The organism is Metaprevotella massiliensis, from assembly GCF_900241015.1.
This window is the reverse complement of the sequence record NZ_LT965938.1, coordinates 65,009-82,568: the sequence shown is the minus strand read 5'-3', so window position 1 is coordinate 82,568 and position 17,560 is coordinate 65,009. Positions and strand designations below refer to the sequence as shown.

At 42.6% G+C, this 17,560-nt stretch carries 16 protein-coding genes and 4 pseudogenes; 13 read left to right on the top strand and 7 right to left on the bottom strand.

Annotated features, from left to right (window positions below; all coding sequences use genetic code 11):
- Positions 1–13: 13 nt before the first annotated feature.
- The 5 genes and pseudogenes from C1709_RS00635 to C1709_RS01105 form a co-directional block, all read right to left on the bottom strand.
- Positions 14–361, bottom strand: a complete 348-nt coding sequence (locus C1709_RS00635) for a hypothetical protein (RefSeq protein WP_102285016.1) — start codon at positions 359–361, stop codon at positions 14–16.
- A 140-nt stretch (positions 362–501) separates the two neighbouring features.
- Positions 502–966 (bottom strand): DUF1896 domain-containing protein, encoded by a 465-nt coding sequence (locus C1709_RS00630; RefSeq protein WP_102285015.1) that lies wholly within the window; start codon positions 964–966, stop codon positions 502–504.
- Between the two features lie 38 nt (positions 967–1,004).
- Positions 1,005–2,129 (bottom strand): annotated as a pseudogene (locus C1709_RS00625) (site-specific integrase).
- A gap of 145 nt (positions 2,130–2,274) precedes the next feature.
- On the bottom strand, positions 2,275–3,429 hold the full coding sequence (locus C1709_RS00620; RefSeq protein ID WP_449405527.1) for a site-specific integrase: 1,155 nt from the start codon (positions 3,427–3,429) through the stop codon (positions 2,275–2,277).
- Positions 3,409–3,636: pseudogene (locus C1709_RS01105) on the bottom strand (Arm DNA-binding domain-containing protein); the annotation flags it as partial. The pseudogene C1709_RS01105 and the gene C1709_RS00620, both read right to left, overlap by 21 nt.
- An 874-nt stretch (positions 3,637–4,510) precedes the next feature.
- On the opposite strand from C1709_RS01105, the gene C1709_RS00610 reads away from it, so the two are divergent.
- The 9 genes and pseudogenes from C1709_RS00610 (at position 4,511) to C1709_RS00570 (ending at position 11,546) form a co-directional block, all read left to right on the top strand.
- Entirely contained in the window at positions 4,511–4,846 is a 336-nt protein-coding gene (locus tag C1709_RS00610) for a helix-turn-helix domain-containing protein (protein ID WP_024992793.1), read from the top strand.
- A 6-nt stretch (positions 4,847–4,852) separates the two neighbouring features.
- Positions 4,853–5,233, top strand: coding sequence for a MerR family transcriptional regulator (locus C1709_RS00605; protein ID WP_025064767.1), 381 nt, complete (start codon positions 4,853–4,855; stop codon positions 5,231–5,233).
- Positions 5,230–7,290, top strand: a complete 2,061-nt coding sequence (locus C1709_RS00600; RefSeq protein ID WP_102285013.1) for a bifunctional DNA primase/helicase — start codon at positions 5,230–5,232, stop codon at positions 7,288–7,290. Before C1709_RS00605 ends, C1709_RS00600 begins: the two co-directional genes overlap by 4 nt.
- The gene (locus C1709_RS00595; RefSeq protein WP_060941302.1) at positions 7,278–7,583 is read left to right on the top strand and encodes a helix-turn-helix domain-containing protein; all 306 of its coding nucleotides are present in this window, start codon (positions 7,278–7,280) and stop codon (positions 7,581–7,583) included. Before C1709_RS00600 ends, C1709_RS00595 begins: the two co-directional genes overlap by 13 nt.
- Before the next feature lie 75 nt (positions 7,584–7,658).
- Positions 7,659–9,326 (top strand): fimbrillin family protein, encoded by a 1,668-nt coding sequence (locus tag C1709_RS00590; RefSeq protein WP_102285012.1) that lies wholly within the window; start codon positions 7,659–7,661, stop codon positions 9,324–9,326.
- An 18-nt stretch (positions 9,327–9,344) separates the two neighbouring features.
- On the top strand, positions 9,345–9,572 hold the full coding sequence (locus tag C1709_RS00585; protein WP_102189046.1) for a hypothetical protein: 228 nt from the start codon (positions 9,345–9,347) through the stop codon (positions 9,570–9,572).
- A gap of 5 nt (positions 9,573–9,577) precedes the next feature.
- Positions 9,578–9,694: pseudogene (locus C1709_RS00580) on the top strand (helix-turn-helix domain-containing protein); the annotation flags it as partial.
- Between the two features lie 189 nt (positions 9,695–9,883).
- Positions 9,884–10,648: a type IV toxin-antitoxin system AbiEi family antitoxin domain-containing protein gene (locus C1709_RS00575; protein WP_021668094.1), complete on the top strand. Its 765-nt coding sequence runs from the start codon at positions 9,884–9,886 to the stop codon at positions 10,646–10,648.
- Complete coding sequence (locus tag C1709_RS00570) at positions 10,641–11,546, top strand: nucleotidyl transferase AbiEii/AbiGii toxin family protein (RefSeq protein WP_025064804.1); 906 nt, start codon at positions 10,641–10,643, stop codon at positions 11,544–11,546. Before C1709_RS00575 ends, C1709_RS00570 begins: the two co-directional genes overlap by 8 nt.
- A gap of 56 nt (positions 11,547–11,602) precedes the next feature.
- On the opposite strand, the pseudogene C1709_RS00565 reads toward C1709_RS00570, so the two are convergent.
- A pseudogene (locus C1709_RS00565) lies at positions 11,603–13,123 on the bottom strand (helicase-related protein); the annotation flags it as partial.
- Positions 13,124–13,410: 287 nt separating this feature from the next.
- Between C1709_RS00565 and C1709_RS00560 the strand changes: the two are divergent.
- The 3 genes from C1709_RS00560 to C1709_RS00550 are packed head-to-tail and all read left to right on the top strand — an operon-like array spanning position 13,411 to position 16,424.
- Complete coding sequence (locus tag C1709_RS00560; RefSeq protein WP_007173250.1) at positions 13,411–14,631, top strand: site-specific integrase; 1,221 nt, start codon at positions 13,411–13,413, stop codon at positions 14,629–14,631.
- Between the two features lie 4 nt (positions 14,632–14,635).
- Positions 14,636–15,904 (top strand): site-specific integrase, encoded by a 1,269-nt coding sequence (locus tag C1709_RS00555; RefSeq protein ID WP_007173251.1) that lies wholly within the window; start codon positions 14,636–14,638, stop codon positions 15,902–15,904.
- 52 nt (positions 15,905–15,956) lie between these two features.
- Positions 15,957–16,424, top strand: coding sequence for a DUF1896 domain-containing protein (locus tag C1709_RS00550; RefSeq protein ID WP_036865070.1), 468 nt, complete (start codon positions 15,957–15,959; stop codon positions 16,422–16,424).
- Positions 16,425–17,064: 640 nt separating this feature from the next.
- Here C1709_RS00550 and C1709_RS01035 read toward each other — a convergent pair.
- Positions 17,065–17,412: a hypothetical protein gene (locus C1709_RS01035; protein WP_230583467.1), complete on the bottom strand. Its 348-nt coding sequence runs from the start codon at positions 17,410–17,412 to the stop codon at positions 17,065–17,067.
- Between C1709_RS01035 and C1709_RS00540 the strand changes: the two genes are divergently transcribed.
- Complete coding sequence (locus C1709_RS00540; RefSeq protein WP_245836896.1) at positions 17,299–17,559, top strand: helix-turn-helix domain-containing protein; 261 nt, start codon at positions 17,299–17,301, stop codon at positions 17,557–17,559. The two genes, C1709_RS01035 and C1709_RS00540, sit on opposite strands and share 114 nt — an antisense overlap.
- The last annotated feature ends 1 nt before the right edge of the window (position 17,560 follow it).

Below are 17,560 nucleotides of genomic sequence, written 5' to 3'. Positions count from 1 at the left end.
AGAGCTGTGCTTCTCAAAGCACGCAGAGCAGGATGGCACAGACAATCGCCAGCCAGAAGAGAATGCTCAGCAGCGTAAATGCCACTTTCAGAATTACCCTGACTATAAAGCGTAGTATCAGAAAACCTGCAATAACTGACACGACAGTTACGACCTGTGGCGTTACTATCTTCGAGATAAGCCAAATGGCACCGATAACGATGGAAAGCAGGAAGCCTAGTTCGATGAAGCGTGTCCAACCGAAGCGGCGGACTTGCTTGGGAGAAGTCGGCTGCTGCTTGTTCTTATCAGTTTTGTTCGATGCGTCTGCCTTGATGAAGGCAGGTGTGTGAACGTCTTGATTCATGATGATTGTATTCATATAGGAGCTTTTTATAGTTTCAAGAGCAGTTACAAGATGCGCAGACTACACAAAGACAAGTGTTTGAAAAAACTCTTGGCGTGTGGAGTGGAGCGTTTATCTTGGCTCTTGACACTACAAAAGCTCCCGATGGTGCTACATCAAGTCATGTTCTCACCGCCTACGGTTGGCAGACCATTGACCTCTATGAGCAGAACGATAGTCCCTGTCAGTTCGGTGTAGAGTTTCTCATACTCTGGAGTTGCGCCAAAGTCGTCTGTCAGTTCATACTTGTCGAAAACGCTTTGCACAGCCTTATTCTTCAGAAGCATTGGTGTTAGTCTTTCGGGGAGTGGAGAAGGAAGTTCTTTCTCGAACTCATTCTCCAAGACAGACACAAGTGTATCATACTTTGAAAAATGCAATCCTCGATGCAACACTTCGCTTGCCATACTCTCCGCTTCGGGATGCGAGAAGCCTTGTACCACTGCATCGCAGTAGGTGGAAAGTGCTTCATCGGCTCTTGCCGTTATGAATGGTTTGTCACCCAGCAGTTCTGGAAAATGCTCACTCAAATAGTTCTCCAACTTCAGACGGAAGTAAGATAGTTCTTTCTTGGTTTCCATAAATCTTTTATTTTAGGGTTATACGTTTTATTATATTATCAGATGCCCATCGCCTTATTGAACTTGCCGAGTTTGTTTTCCATTGGAACGCCCTTGCTGAGCGACATGGTTGCAAATGTATGCCGGGCGAGATGGAAGGTCAGATTCTTCTTGATGCCACAAATGTCGGCAATTTCTTTCAAATATGCGTTGGTTTTCTGATTTGTTAAGATGGGAAACAGTTTGCCGTTCCGATAGGTCTTATGACTGTATTTGGCAATGATACTCTTGGGAATGTCAAGCAATAAAACATTTGTCTCCACACTTGTTTTCTGCCTCTTGGTCATAATCCACTGCTTGTCATCAAGCGTAACAATGTTGTCTGGTGTAAGATTGGACACATCGATGTATGCCAGACCTGTGAAGCATGAAAAGATGAAAATGTCTCTTACCAGTTCCAAGCGGTGGATGTCCAATTCCTTGTTCGCTATTTTCATGATTTCCTCATCTGTGAGAAAACCGCGATTAACAGGCTCCAGGTGAAAACGGTGATTGAGGAAGGGGTCGTGAAGAAGGTAACCACGTTTTTGTGCATAGATGGTTACGGTCTTGAGTGCCTTCATTTTTTTGACCGATGTATTGTAAGCGCAGCCTGCCACAGTACTCAGATATAACTCAAAGTCTTGTACCACGGATGGTGTGAACTCTGTCAGTCCTACATCTTTTCTTCCATATTTATGGGTAAGGAACTCTGAGAAATGTCTTCTCAAAACGCTGTACTTTTGCAGGCTGTCCTTGATGATAGTGTGTCCGACTCGCTATCTGACATCTTCGTTGAACTTGTCGAAAACAGGGAGAAAAGTCGTGTATTCCCTGTCTTTCCCTATAAAAAACGAGCGGATTTTATCCAATGACAATGACTCATCATCCTCGAATTTGTGGTAAATGTTAGTCAGCATTGTGGAAATGGAGTCCAATGCGGCATTGGCGGATAAGGCCTCTGCTGTCCGGCCTTTGAGCCTGCTGGTAGTGTTATTCCACAGCGATTTGTCCACGAATATTTTCGTAGAGCCGAAATTTGCCATCTCTCCGTTAAGGAATACTCGGAGCATTACAGACGACTTGCCTTCTTTGTTCTCATAGTTTGAGCGTAGGTAGAAGGACACCTTGAAAGTTGTTCTCATAATGCGACCTATAGCTCATTTTGCAGGCTGAAAAGTGTCATGCCATTCGATATATACACATGTTTCGCCCATTCAAGATACCTTCAGCACAAAATTGACGATTCACATTGCTCAATAGCTCATTTTGCAGGCTTTTATTATATTATCAGATGCCCATCGCCTTATTGAACTTGCCGAGTTTGTCAGCGAGCTGTTCCATGTCATGCTCCACTTTTTTGTTGGTTATGCGGGCATAAATTTGTGTAGTTTTAATGTTGGTATGCCCCAACATCTTCGATACACTTTCCATAGGAACACCCTTGCTGAGCGACATGGTTGCAAACGTATGTCGGGCAAGATGGAAGGTCAGATTCTTCTTGATGCCACAAATGTCGGCAATTTCTTTCAAATATGCGTTGGTTTTCTGATTAGTTAAGATGGGAAACAGTTTGCCGTTCCGATAGGTCTTATGACTGTACTTGGCGATGATATTCTTGGGAATGTCAAGAAGCAACACATTTGTTTCCACGCTTGTTTTCTGCCTTTTGGTCATAATCCACTGCTTGTCATCAAGCGTAACAATGTTGTCTGGTGTAAGGTTGGATACGTCAATATATGCCAGACCTGTGAAGCATGAAAAGATGAAAACATCCCTTACTAACTCCAAGCGTTGAATAGCAAATTCCTTGTTGGCTATCTTCATAATCTCCTCATCCGTGAGAAAACCTCGATTGACCGGCTCCAAGTGAAAACGGTGGTTGAGGAAGGGGTCGTGATACAAAACTCCCATCTTTTGTCCTAATATTGTTATGGTCTTGAAAGTTTTCATTGTCTTGGTTGCGGTATTGGGATTTTGCCCAACGACAGTACGAAGGTAGATATCAAATTCTCTAATAACTGTATATGTAAGCTCTGATAGTTTGATATCCGACCTTTTGTAATTCCTTTGGAGAAATTCCCTGAAGTGGCGTTCGCAGACATTATATTTTTGTAATGTTGCACTACTCGCAGAAATACCGACTTGTCGTGCTATATCGGCATTGTGCTTATCAAAGAGTTGCAACAGTGTATCAATGTCTTCTTTCTTACCCAGATATTCTGATTTGATGCGCTCCAGACATATATCGGGGTTGTCTTCTAATTTTCGATAGATACTCTGCAAGCCATTACGAATATTGTCCAGTTCAAGATTTGTACTAAGAACGTCGGTTGTACGTCCTTTCAGTTTCTCATTCTCCTTGTCCCATAGTGATTGCTCTACCGCAATTCCTGTGGAGCCAAGTGAAAGCCTTTCATTANAGCCATTACGAATATTGTCCAGTTCAAGATTTGTACTAAGAACGTCGGTTGTACGTCCTTTCAGTTTCTCATTCTCCTTGTCCCATAGTGATTGCTCTACCGCAATTCCTGTGGAGCCAAGTGAAAGACGTTCATTATTGAGATAGATTCTCAACATTACTGGTGTCTTTCCATCCTTGTTGACATAGTTGCTTCTAAGATAGAAGGCGGTTCTAAAAATTGTCTTCATACTTGTTTTTTTAATTGTAGCCAGAAATAGAGAAATTGTAGCCAGACGGAAAGGAAATTGTAGCCAAACGTCCATTCTTTCAACTTCTGTAGCCCAGCTACAAAGTTCTACATAATTGTTTGAATAGCAGTAAAATACAAGTACTCTAAACGAACTCTCTACGAACTCTTGGCTACAATTTTTGTTTGCCTCAAAAAAATGTAGCCAGATTGTAGCCACAGGAGAGTATTTTGGGAGTATATACGACCTCTAAACGACCTCTGAAAAGTAAGATTTGTATAAAACAAAAGTATCGCAACTTACTGAAGTTACGATACTTACGGATTTTTGAAGTTTTTCTCAACTCTTTTTACAGAGTACTTCACGCGGAGAGAGAGGTTTATGAACCAAACTCTCGTATTTCGTTGTATATAAACGTCCTATATATTTCGATAAATCATCAGTGTAGCATTTTTGTAGCAGTATTTTGACCGCTTGATGACTACCATTCTGACTACCTGTTGAAAGCACAACTGCTCTCTTTTCTTGGGTACAAAAGTATATAAAATTGTACTAACCTCCAAATCTTTGTACCATAAAGATTTAGATATTTTACTGCTACACTTTCCAGTGCAAGGTGCAAGCCCCTATATATAAGGGGACTTGCACCTTGCACTGGAGGGATTTTCTCAAAATTATTTGATTTTGTTCTGGAATGATTGTTATTACAATGTATTTTCGTTTATGAATTTTAGAAAACAAACCAATTAAATCATCCCATGTTGACATCGCTCATCATATTCATCTGCACCTAATGCAAGCCACCTTGCATGGGATGCAAACATTTGAATGTGGCGGGTTGCTCAAATTTAGGTGTCTTTGTAACTTTATACATATGAAACAGTTGCACAAAACCCTAAAGGAAAAGCGAGAGCATGAAGGATACTCACAGGAGTATATCGCTGAAAAACTGAAAGTTAGCTCAAGTACCATCTCAAGATGGGAAACAGGATCCGTATCCATGAGTATAGTACAAATTTGCAGTTATGCCAAAGTTTTGGAAATGGATGAGAGTGATCTGCTTGCATCTATTGCAAGGAGAAGAAGAGAAATACCACCCCCATTTATCCGACTGGGCATAGACGTGTTTGACGAAGAGACTTATGGAAAGATAATGGATCTCGCCAAGGAATTGGGACCGCAGCACATTATCTTACAAACCAAATTATAAAGGCTGATGGAAATAATAGCAGTAGAAAGCCAAGCCTATCAAGAACTGATAGACAGGCTCAACCGAATTGAGCAGTATGTTGAGCGCACCTCCCGTCTTATCCAAGACATTGACGACGAGCTGGAGATGACCACGAAAGACCTTATCGGGACTCTGAATGTTTCAGAGTCCACCCTTTACCGTTGGCGCAAGAAGCAGTTGGTGCGGTATCGCTACACCGAAGGTGGTGATGTGCGTTATTTTTTCAAGTCTATCGTGATTGCCACGAAATGCAACCGCCTCCGTGTTTCAGGTATGAGGAATGACGAGGTTCTTGGTAGGCTCAATCGTTTTAAGGACAATCTTATCATGAGTTCATGTCTTAACCCTAAAAACAGACAACTATGATAGAAAAAGAACAGATTCTTTTGCTTACCCAAGGAGGTTTGGATGTATTTTCCCATTTCCTTGGTTTTGAGGTGAATCTTCACCGAAACTTCCGTAGCCCCTTTTATGACGACAGACGGGCTTCCTGTCATATCTACTATGATAGGAAAACTTCTTCTTATAAATTCTATGATCATGGCGATACCACCTATTCAGGGGATTGCTTCTGGTTTGTGGCAACGTTGCGTAGTTTGAATCTGAAAACGAGTTTTCCCGAGGTCTTGGAAATCATCGTACAAGAACTTGGATTGTATTCTTTATGTGATGCTGAAAAGCATAACAAGCATATCACACCGTCATATAAAAATCCTAAGGCCTCCAGTCCTACGATCGAAATCATCAAGCGGACGGAAGAACGACCATATAGTCTCGAGATACAGCCATTTGACGATGGACTGCTGAACTATTGGGCGCATTATGGTATCCATGAAGATACACTCCGGCTTTTTCGGGTACGGAGTCTTAAACGGTATGAGAGCGTATCTGCCGAGGGCAAGAAGTTTGAACTTCACAGTTCACCGACAGAACCGATATTTGCCTATATCGGAAACGGCTATGTAAAGATATACCGACCACACAGTCCGAAAATCCGCTTCCTCTATGGTGGAAGGATGCCAGTCACCTATTGCTTCGGTATGGAGCAGATTCCCACCAAAGGTGATATTCTTTTCATCACAGGTGGAGAAAAGGATGTGCTCTCGTTATATGCACACGGCTTCAATGCGATATGTTTCAACAGTGAAACGGCACAAATACCGACAAGCATCATTGAGAGCCTTCAACTTCGCTTTCGGCATATCATACTCTTGTATGATGCGGATGAAACAGGTGTAAGGGAGGCGCATAAACAGGCTGAACATTTTGTAGAATTCAAAGTGTTGAATCTTACACTTCCACTTAGTGGAACCAAGACGGAAAAGGATATTTCTGATTTCTTTGCTTTGGGCAATGGGGCAAAGGAACTGAAAGAGCTGCTTGCCAAGATGTTTGCAGACCTATACAGCCAAACCATGATGATGTTACGTTCCTGTGAAATAGACTACGAAAACCCTCCTGACATTTCCAAATCGGTGGTGGCTGTGAATGGTGTCCCATTGGGAACACAAGACAATCTATTCTGCATCACCGGAGGAGAGGGTACGGGCAAGAGTAACTATGTCGGAGCCATTCTTGCCGGAACATTGGGAGTAGAACAACTGCCAATAGAGAAAACCTTGGGCTTGGAGATTACCGCCAATCCCAAAGGTTTGGCAGTTCTGCACTATGATACGGAACAGTCAGAGGCTCAACTTCATAAGAATTTAGGCAAGACACTCCGTCGAGCTTCACAGGCAACAGTACCTGAGTATTATCATTCTCTGTATCTTGCTTCGCTCTCCCGTAAAGACCGGTTGAAACTTATCCGTGAAAGTATGGACCTGTTTCATCACAAGCATGGGGGCATCCACCTTGTGGTGATTGACGGCATAGCTGACTTGATACGTTCCGCCAACGATGAAACGGAAAGCATTGCCATCGTGGATGAGCTTTACCGCTTGGCAGGGATTTACAACACCTGCATCATCTGCGTACTGCACTTCGTGCCGAATGGCATCAAACTCCGTGGGCATATCGGCTCAGAGTTGCAGCGCAAAGCGGCGGGAATTCTCTCCATAGAGAAAGATGACAATCCTGAATACTCGGTGGTGAAAGCTCTGAAAGTCCGTGACGGAAGCCCGTTGGACGTACCGATGATGCTTTTTGGATGGGACAAGGCAGAGGATATGCACGTCTATCGTGGTGAGAAGTCCAAGGAGGACAAGGAAAAGCGCAAAACCGATGAACTCGTTGGCGTTATAAGAGAAGCCTTCCGAAATTCTTTCAAACTCACCTATCAGGAACTTTGTGATGTTCTGATGCGAGAAATGGAAATTAAGGATAGAACAGCAAAGAAGTACATCGCCTACATGAAAGAACAGCATATTTTGGCACAGGATATCAATGGCAACTATCAAAAAGGAGAATTATGCCGTACATAAACTATAATGCAGAAGATACTTGGCAAAAACGCCTGTTCGATAAGCTCATGAATGTTGAGGACAAACTCGACCGTCTGCTTGTCCTGCAAGAACAATCCGTCGATACGACGGTCCATCCACCATTGAAACCCGAATATTTGGATATCATAGATGTGTCCAAGATCCTCAAAGTGGAACAAAAGACCATCTACAACTGGGTGTGGGCAGGGAAAATTCCTTATCTCAAAGCCAATGGACGTTTGTTGTTTTTACGTAAGGAGATAGATGAAATGGTACGAAAACGGGAGGAGTGAGGAAGAACTATCTCACCTTTTCACTCAATCAAACTTTAATCGTTATGACAATTCAATAACAATAAAAAGAAACTTATGAAATTACGAAAATTATCAAATTCACCAGCTGTGGTGTTATTAGTCTTTATCCTGTTGGGGATGGTATCTTGTTCTGATGAAGAACAGGTTGTATCCAATGTAGCATCTCCTTCTGACTTTATCAACTTTTCTGTTGCAGAGAACAATCAAACTCATACGCGTACAGCGTTTGACTCTCAAAACTATGTCAAGAAGTTGAAAAACTTTTATGTGTATGCGTTCCTTGACGACCCAGGAGAAGAAGAACCATATATGGATAATGTAGAAATAGTCAATAAAGGTAATGGCATTTTCTCATATAAAGACGAGAATAAGAGAAAGAGATGGTTAGAAAATGAATCCCTGCATTTTGTTGCGGTCAACTCTCCCAATAATTTTGGAAGCAGACCGGAAATAGATGTATGGAGCAACCACGAGGTAAGCCTTGGTGTATATTCGGGGGGAAACGAGGATTATATGGCAGCTTTCGAATCTGATGAATATAAACAAGCTAATCATGGTACCGTAAAATTACAATTCCATCACCTCCTTTCACAAATCAAGTTTGGAATTTCCAATATGTCAAACAATCTTGAAATCATGGACATCAAGCAAATCGGCTTAAAGGGGGTGTATCATGAAGCAGAGTTTACAATGCTGGGAAATGGGGCGGTTCAAACACGCATGGCAAGGGATTATTTAGGACTTGGCGAATATTCATTTGATATAGACAACTTTGAAAAAGCAGATAAATCATATCTTAATGCCAGCAAAGACATTTTTCTCGTTCCGTTGAATCATCAACCGTGGAATCCCAAGTCAGGCGTTAGAATTGCAGACATTAATAAGGCTATTGGTGAGAATGACGCACAAAACGTTTATTCCTATGTATGGGTTAAATGTAAAATTTATAACCACAGCACAGGTCAATATGTTGTTGGCGACTACAATAGTTATGGCATTACTTATTTTCCTTTCAAAGCTGATTTGAAAGCAGGAAAAAGATACAAATACACGATTACCATTATGGATGACTTCATTGGCTACCCTGACCAAAATACAACACTCCAAGAGCCTAAACTTGGTTGGGTAATATCCGATGCTGGCAATATTTTCTCCACTTGTGAAGAAGCAGACAATGCAGGTGAGAAACCCGTTGCCATGATTGCATATATAAGTGATAATGGTAACGGCCCTGCACCTTATAGCAAACATGGACTTGCCATATCTTTGCGAAATCTAAAAAGCCCGGACAGAACCAACTTGTTTTTAATAGAGGAATTGGAGAAAGTAGACACATACCTTTCTGAATATCAGGAATTAGCGCCATCTTGGACCCAATGGTATGTGCCAAGATTCAAAGACTTTGATTTAATATTTGATGCTTTTGGCGGTACTAAATATAGTAATAAACCACATTATACAACCCAACCGTGGGACTATGGAAGACTTAATGATTTTATGGAATCAACAGAACGGTATGGTGAAGACGAGGTTTATCATGATTGTTTTATAGGATACCTACCACCGTATTACGATTGGCAACCATCCCGTTATTGGATTAATGTTTCCGAGAATTCGAACTCATCATTTTTGTGGTTATATGATATTAAGGGTAAGCAATACTTACAATGGCACCGAACTGCACTGGGAGGCTGTTTTATACGTCCTGTATTTAAATTTTAATTCTTAAAATGTAAAAAGATGGAAACAAAAAAAATAGAAATAAACAATCAGATAAAGAAGAAATATATAGCACCAAAAATTACGATTTTTGAAATGGGTGAACCTGTACTGGCAGCAACTTCTCCAAGTGAGGATCCGAGGATGGAAGTCGGAGTAGACGACTGGATCGATGATGAAGAAATAAACTCAACAAATGCAAAACATTTTTTCCATGTCTGGGAAGATGAAAATAGAGAAGAACTTTAATGATTAAGATACTTTACAACTTGGTTTGGGCAGGAAAAATTCCCTATCTTAAAGCCAATGGCAGGTTACTTTTCCTTCGGGAAGAGATAGATGAAATGGTACGGAAGCGAGAAGGGTGGTAGAAGTCAGTTCTATACAAGTATGTTGGAAATGCTCATTTTTTATTTCATTCTTTTTTTCTCACTATGGTTGAAATATTATCCCGCAAGTCAACTATTAGTTTACTTTCGGGAAAATAATTCAACCAATCGACTGTAATTACTAAAGTCTTTTGTACCTTTGCGGTTGGTTTTAATTACAGCAAGTAAACTATGAATATACTAAAAGGAAAAAAAATAAACCAAATGCTTCAATCTGGGCAAAAGAACGGATTGCTGTTTGCGACATGGCTCGTAGAGCATGGCTATTCCAGGCAGTTGTTGAGCAGATATCGTTCTTCCGGTTGGTTATCCTCTCTATGTAAGGGAGTCATGTACCGCACAGGTGACACGCTGTCCGCTTTTGGTGCTTTGCAGTCCTTTAACGAACAAGTAGGAAAGAGTTTTCGTGTTGCAGCGCATTCTGCTTTGGAGCTTTGGGGCTTCAACCATTATGTTCCTATGGGCAAACCCCTGTTAATGGTATCAACGGCAAGTGATAAAATGCCACAATGGATGAAGCATGACATTTTCGACCGTGAATTTAAGTTTTTCAAAACAGAGGTGTTTATCAGTGCACAGATAACAACTTTAACATACTTGGACTGGAGGCTGCTTATATCCTCCCCTGAGCAGGCCTTTATGGAATGTCTGCTGCTTGCACCACGCCAATATGATTATATGGATTTATTCTATATCATGGAACAACTGACTACTCTGCGCTCTAATATTGTTCAATCGTTATTAGAGACGACAAAACACTACAAGATGAAGAGATTGTTTCTATATATGGCTGAAAAGGCAGGGCATTATTGGTATGAAGAGTTAGACCTTACAAAAATTGAGTTGGGGACACACAAGCTTCAATTGGTTAAGTCGGGTGTATATATCAGTAAATATAAGATGGTTGTCCCAAAAGATTTAAATGATTATGAATAACCAGCAATATAAAAAACAGGTGGCATTGTTACTACGCATTCTGCCTTTGGTTTACAAGATAACGGACTTTGCTGTTCATGGAGGTACGGCTATTAACCTGTTCCACCAGAATATGCCGCGTTACTCGGTTGATATTGACCTTACCTATATTCCGATAGAGCCACGCACAGCGAGTTTGGAAAAGATAAATCAACATCTAGGAGAACTGAAAACAAGTATAGAACGTGCCATTCCCGGAATACATGTGGTACATAAATCCGAAGTGTGGAAATTGCAGTGCACGCATGATGGTGCTACGGTGAAAATAGAGGTAAATGGTACAAAACGGGGTATACTTGGAGAGGTTGAAATTATGGAACTCTGTCCGAAAGCGAAGGAAGAGTTCCAAGCCAGCTGTAAGGCACGTATAGTTCCTTATTCTCAACTTTATGGGGGGAAGATTGCAGCCGCCCTCAGCCGCCAGCATCCACGTGACATGTTTGACTGCAAATACATGAAAGACCAAACGCTTGAAAGTGTAAAAGACGGACTCATCTTATGCTTATTGGGAAGCGACAAGCCTATCGTGGAATCCTTGTCTCCTAATAACATAAACCAAGAGGAGGCACTTGAAAACCAATTCAAGGGAATGTCAGATATTCCATTTACCTATACAGACTATGAGCAGGCTCGTGAATCCATTATTAAAAAGGTAAATGACTGCCTTGCAAATACAGACAAGGAATTCCTCGTTTCCTTTGAGGATGGAACACCACTGTGGAATAAATGTTGTGCAGGTGATTTAAGCCTATATCCATCTGTACAATGGAAATTACTGAATATAGGTAAACTCAAGAAGCAGACTCCCGATAAGCACAAAGAGGGAATAGATAAACTAAAAGGTTATTTGCTGATATAGTGATAAAAGTCAGACATTCAATACGGATGTCTGACTTTTAGCCCCTCGGCATATGTTTAGTGTCTCCAATTGGGTCTGAAACTCTGCAAACGGCTATCCTCTTCTTTATCTTGGACAGGATTATTCTCATTTTTCATCTCGACAGAATAATTATTGTTGGGTAAATTCTCTTCTTGCTCCTTTTTTTCCGTTTCATCTTTTTCCTCATCAGGTGGAGCAAGTGTAAGTGCAATCTTTCTGTCCAGCTCCGCAGCTTCACTTTTAAGTGAGCGAAGCTCGTCCTCTTTCTTCCAAGAACTGTTGGCAATGTTGGTGTAAACGTCTTTGTTGGTCACGACCTTTGCCATTTCCTTCTCATGCGACTCTATCACCTTAGGGATACGCTCCAAGGCATTTACGAAGTTCTCGCAGGCAAGTTTCGGGTCTGCCGCTAACTTACCGTTATTATAAGTATAGTAGATGCTCTCCTGTCCCTTGACAAAGAAGCGGTTTATCGAGCAATCAAACAGATCCTTTGAACTGCTCTCCGTCTTGACCATGATGGAAAAGCCGTAAACCTCGCCAATCTTGTTGTACTCGCTCTTGGTACGAGCCTTTTCCTCTATCTCATGCAGACGGGCGGCGATGACCTTTATGTCGGTACTGTCCTCCACACCTTTAATGACAAGTTTATTGATAGGATTACCTTCTTTGTCACGCTCCACACGCTTCTCAAAGCACGCCAAGTCTGCCTTGGCTTCCTTGATCTTGTCTGAATGGAAAGACACGGAGCTGTCAATCTCCGCCAACTTGCCCGTTGCGGCATCACGCTCACGGAGGAAATTCTTACGCTCTGATTCCAGCGTGGCAATCTTCTTGTCGAGTTTGGCTTTCTCTAACAAGTCCGTATTACCAGATAGCACGGCAACATACTCTGAAAAGTTCATACCGCTATCCTCGTCCATCGATCCCTCGTCAATGGTACGACTACCGAGCGTGTTGGTCTTCAACTGATTGATAAACAATTGCTTGTTATGTAGTAGGTTGAACTTATAACTGTCCAACGACCGCTCCACGGCATAGATAATCACATCGACCTTGTTGTCAGCAAATTCTTTGGCAACCATATTACCTTTACGAATTGCCCGACCATTTCGCTGCTCCAAATCTGAGGGTCGCCAGGGTGTATCAAGTTGATGCACCGCCACCGCACGCTGCTGGGCGTTGACACCCGTTCCAAGCATAGAAGTAGAACCGAAAATGATGCGGATGTCTCCACGATTCATCGCTTCTACCATCGCTTTTTTGGCTTTCTCGTTCTTGCACTCCTGAATAAAGCGTATCTCGTAAGACGGGATATGATAATCTTCTACCAATTTACGCTTCACCTCAGAATAGATATTGAAGTCCCCACCGGGCTTGTAAGTACCCAAGTCAGAAAACACAAATTGCGTACCTTTCTGTGCATCATACTTCTGATAGTAGTCATTGAGTAATTTCGCACAATGGCTTGCCTTGTTGTCGATATGGTCTGAGTACCCGTTTTCGTCTATCATGCGTAGATCCAAGCTCATCTTCCTCGCATAATCAGTCATTAAGAATTAAGGGAAATAGGGGGAAACGCAAGGAATGTAACTATTTGAAATATCATCATTTAGCATTTTTATGCCATTATCGAGTTAGGCGAAAGGAAGCATCAAACGGCAGGAGTTCCGTTACCAAATCGTAACCCATCAAGGAAAAAGCAAAAAGGGGTTACGAATTGAAGGTAAACAACTGTGTCATAGGTTTTTATTCTTCATCTTTCATTTTTCTGCATCGCTCAGGAATACTTGTTCATCTGTACCTTTGCAAGCAAAGGAAATTTAGAAAAAACGACAGAAAAATGAAAGAAAACAAACTCAAAGTATCGTTCTTCGTTCAGGCGAAACGAACCGACAAGAAAGGACTTGTGCCTGTTATCGGGCGCATCTCCGTAGGCAGAACCCATTCAGGCTTCTCCACCAAATGCAAAACTCCGCTTGCTCTTTGGGACAGTCGTAAGCAAAGGCTTATCGGCAAGAGCAGCATGGCTGTGTCCGTCAATCAGAAACTTGGTGAATGCACCGCACTTATCCACGCACGCTTTCACGAGCTCAGTGAAAGAGAAGAAGCCTTTACCGCCACCGATGTGAGGGATGCCTATCAGGGGCAAATCCACCGTCAAGCCTTGCTCTTGGAGAGTTTTGGGGAGTATCTTACACAGACTAAGGAGCGTATAGGCATCGACCGAGCCTTAAAGACGTTCAAACTCCGTACCTATCAGCTATCCTTGCTCCGTGAGTATGTGCAGAAGAAGCACAAGGTATGCGACATTCCCCTTTCACAACTGGACAAAGCCTTTATCGAGGGCTTTGAGTACTATCTCACCATCGACCGCAGACTGAAACGCAGCAGCATATCGAGTGCCTTATCCACCTTGCAGACCATCGTCCGTATGACGGTAAAGAAAGGTGTGCTGGACTTCTATCCTTTTTTGGGCTACAGTTACGAGCGACCAAAAGGCGAACCGAGAAGCATTACGCAAGACGAACTACAAAAGATAATTGACTTGGAGATTGAGTGGGAAAACTACCGCATTGTCCGTGATTTGTTCGTCTTTTCCTGCTTCACAGGTCTGGCAATCTCAGATGTCCGTAATCTTCGGGAGGAGAATATCGTCACTGAAGAGGGCGAACTCTGCATCAAGGGCAGGCGCATGAAGACCAAGACCCCGTATCGTGTACAAGTACTTCCCCCTGCTTGGGCGATAATGGAGCGGTACAGGGGAAAGCGTGCAGGCTTTGTCTTTGACGTGCCGACCACCGACATTATCCTCAATGGTATGCACTACATACAGAGAAACATCGGCATGGAAACTCCGCTAACCTTCCACATGGCTCGCCATACCTTTGCTTCGCTTATCACGCTCTCGGCAGGCGTTCCTATCGAAACGGTGAGCCGTATGCTCGGACACACCAACCTGAGAACGACACAGGTATATGCAGCGGTTTCCTCCGAAAGAATCCATCGGGATATGCAAGCGATACAGCAGCGAATACAAGATACATTCACCTTAAAACTTTGACATTATGGCACGAAGTACATTCAAGACACTCTTTTATATCAATCGCTCCAAAGAGAAAAAGAACGGCAGCTGCCCAATTATGGGGCGTATCACCATAGACGGAGAACAAGTACAATACAGCACGGGCAAGGAGATTGCTCCTGAACTTTGGGACAGTCGTAAGGGACGATGCAAGGGTATAGGCGAAGAGACAAAGGAAATCAACCGCTACTTGCAAACCAAAGAGGAACAAGCCAAAGCGAAGTATCAAGAATTAGTTTGGCAACGTGGCTATATCACTGCCGAGCTACTGAAATGTGAACTCATGGAAGAAGACAAGCCCAAAGGTTTTCTTATGGAGGAAGCACGACTTTTCATAGAGGAAAAGCGTCCTTGCGTAGGAATAACGGTAGCCAAGCCGACCTTTGCCAACTACATCTATGCCACACAACTCATTGAGGCTTATTTGCGTGAACGCTTAGGGCTGGAGGATATCCGCTACTCATCGCTTGACTATGGTTTTATCGAGGGGCTGGACTTCTACCTTAAATCAGAGCGCAATCTTTCTCTTGCCACTATTCAGGTAGCGGTCATCTTCCTTAGGAAACTCATCGGCATCGGCCAGCAAAAGAAATATATCCGCATCGATCCGTTTGCGGACTATAAGGCAGAACAGCCACACCGCACAAGGCGTTATCTCACAACGGAAGAACTACAGCGGATACTGCAAACACCCATCATTGACAAGCAGTTTGAACGGGCAAGGCAACTCTTTCTTTTCTGCGCCTTTACTGGTCTGGCTCGTGTGGATATGCAACGGCTCAAACCGAAGCATATCATCCGTAATGCTGACGGCACGGAGGAAATACGCATCAAAAGGCAGAAAACGGATGTAGAGGCGATTATTCCACTTCTGCCCATTGCCAAACAAATCCTTTCGCTCTATATCAAGAACAAGAAAGCGGACGACTTGATATTCCCTAATCTCACAATAAGAAAAGCATCCTTTGCGTGTGTGAACATTGGGCAGATATGCCGGATAGAGAAAGGCTTGACCTTTCACATGGCTCGCCACACATTCTCGACCACGATTTGTCTTTCCAATGGTATTTCGATGGAAACGCTCAGCAAGATGCTCGGGCACAGCAATATCGGTACGACACAAATCTACGGAAAGATAACCGACCACAAGATACAAGAGGATATGACTGCACTCACAGACAGGGAGCATTCTATGTTTGAGGGTTATTGTGAGTCTATAGCACGGCAGAACGTTCCATTGCAACAAGCATAAAAAGGAAGTAATTACCAAACATTTATTATTCACGATTGAAAACCAAATGATTATGAAAAAGAACAACAAACAGGAACTTTCTTACTTTCGATTGAAATTAAGAAGTTATATGAGTGAACATCACCCCGAGAGATTGAAAGATACGGAGTTTATCACCGCACGGGCAGATATGGCTCTCACAGTTTACTGCGATGCCGTGGCGCAAGGTTTCACGCACCCCGAAGCGGAAAGCATGGCAAGCGAGGTCTTGTATCAAGGCTTGCACTTTTCCAAGTATGATACGCTTGTATCCGTGTTGGAAAACGAGTTTGAAAGGGAACTGCCTGCATCGCTTCCTGAAAGACTCGCAACCATATTGTTGTCGAATAAGGCTATTCAAGCCACATTCGACAAATTCGGTTTGACGGACACATTTGCTTCTGACGAGCAATACGGCCGTCTTTACACCGAACTCACAGGTACGATAGTGCTGCTCATCGAGAGCAATCATTTGCCAATAATCGGTCAGACAGGTGGATAACCCCAACATTTTTCTTCGTACACTTCGTAAGCCATACTTATGCAAAGCCCCTGATGCCGTTTCTTATCGTGCAAATGTACAACGGCAGCCAATCTGCCCTGACAAGGTCGAGTCCTGCGGATGGAGAGAAGAATCTCCACCGCAGGACTTTTCTTTTTCAAGGAGGTATTGCCATTTTCAATATTCGTGCGGTCGTATTCATCTCTCCCAACCTTGCAGAGCAGGGCTGCCGTAAGAGAGTATAGGCACGACAAGAATACGGCATACTCAGGCTCTTTGGACGCAAGGCGTAACAGCCAACAATAGATAGGACTGACGATAATACGGACTATCTGTTGTTTGTACAATTTATTGTCATGACTATCTGTTGTCATGACTATCTGTTGTCAAAACTATATATCGTCAAAATAATCTATCGATAAAACTATCTATCGATAGTTCTACATATCGATTTGTCGAACTATCGAACTGTCGAAAGAATAATTGCTATGTGATAAAAGGAAAGAGCCGGCACCTCATCTCATTACCGCAATCATACCATCTTATACAGAACATAAGAGTTTTTCAGCGACAGCTCCAAATCTGATAAGGAAAGCTACCAGCCTTTGCGCTTAAAGTTTATGAGCTTTCTACAAAAAGCTTAAGAGCTTTTTAATGAAAGCTTAGGAGCTTTTGGGTGAAAGATTAAGAGCTTTTCAAATTGACAGACTAACTTCTTTTCTCTTCCTTCTATTTCCCTGCTTTTCCTCATTTCTTGCAGCGGTGCTTTCGAGGGTTTACTTTTGCACTCGATAAGTACGGCAATGGACTGCATAACAGTTTGTTTGCCGAGTAACAATAAAGTAATCAAAACAAAATCAAGGCAATGAAACTCATTATCATCGACCGCAAAGCGTGGGAGCGGCACTGCTCCGAATTTGCAGACTTTATCCACAGTATTGAACAGCTTATCGGCAATCCGCCCGAAACGGACGAATGGCTCGACAATGAAGCCGTATGCCGCAGGCTCGACATCAGCAAACGTACCCTGCAATCCTATCGCGATACGGGTAAAATACCCTTCTCCATCATTGGGCATAAATGCTATTACAAGGAGAGCGACATCACGGAGTTATTGAACGCAAACAATGAATGAA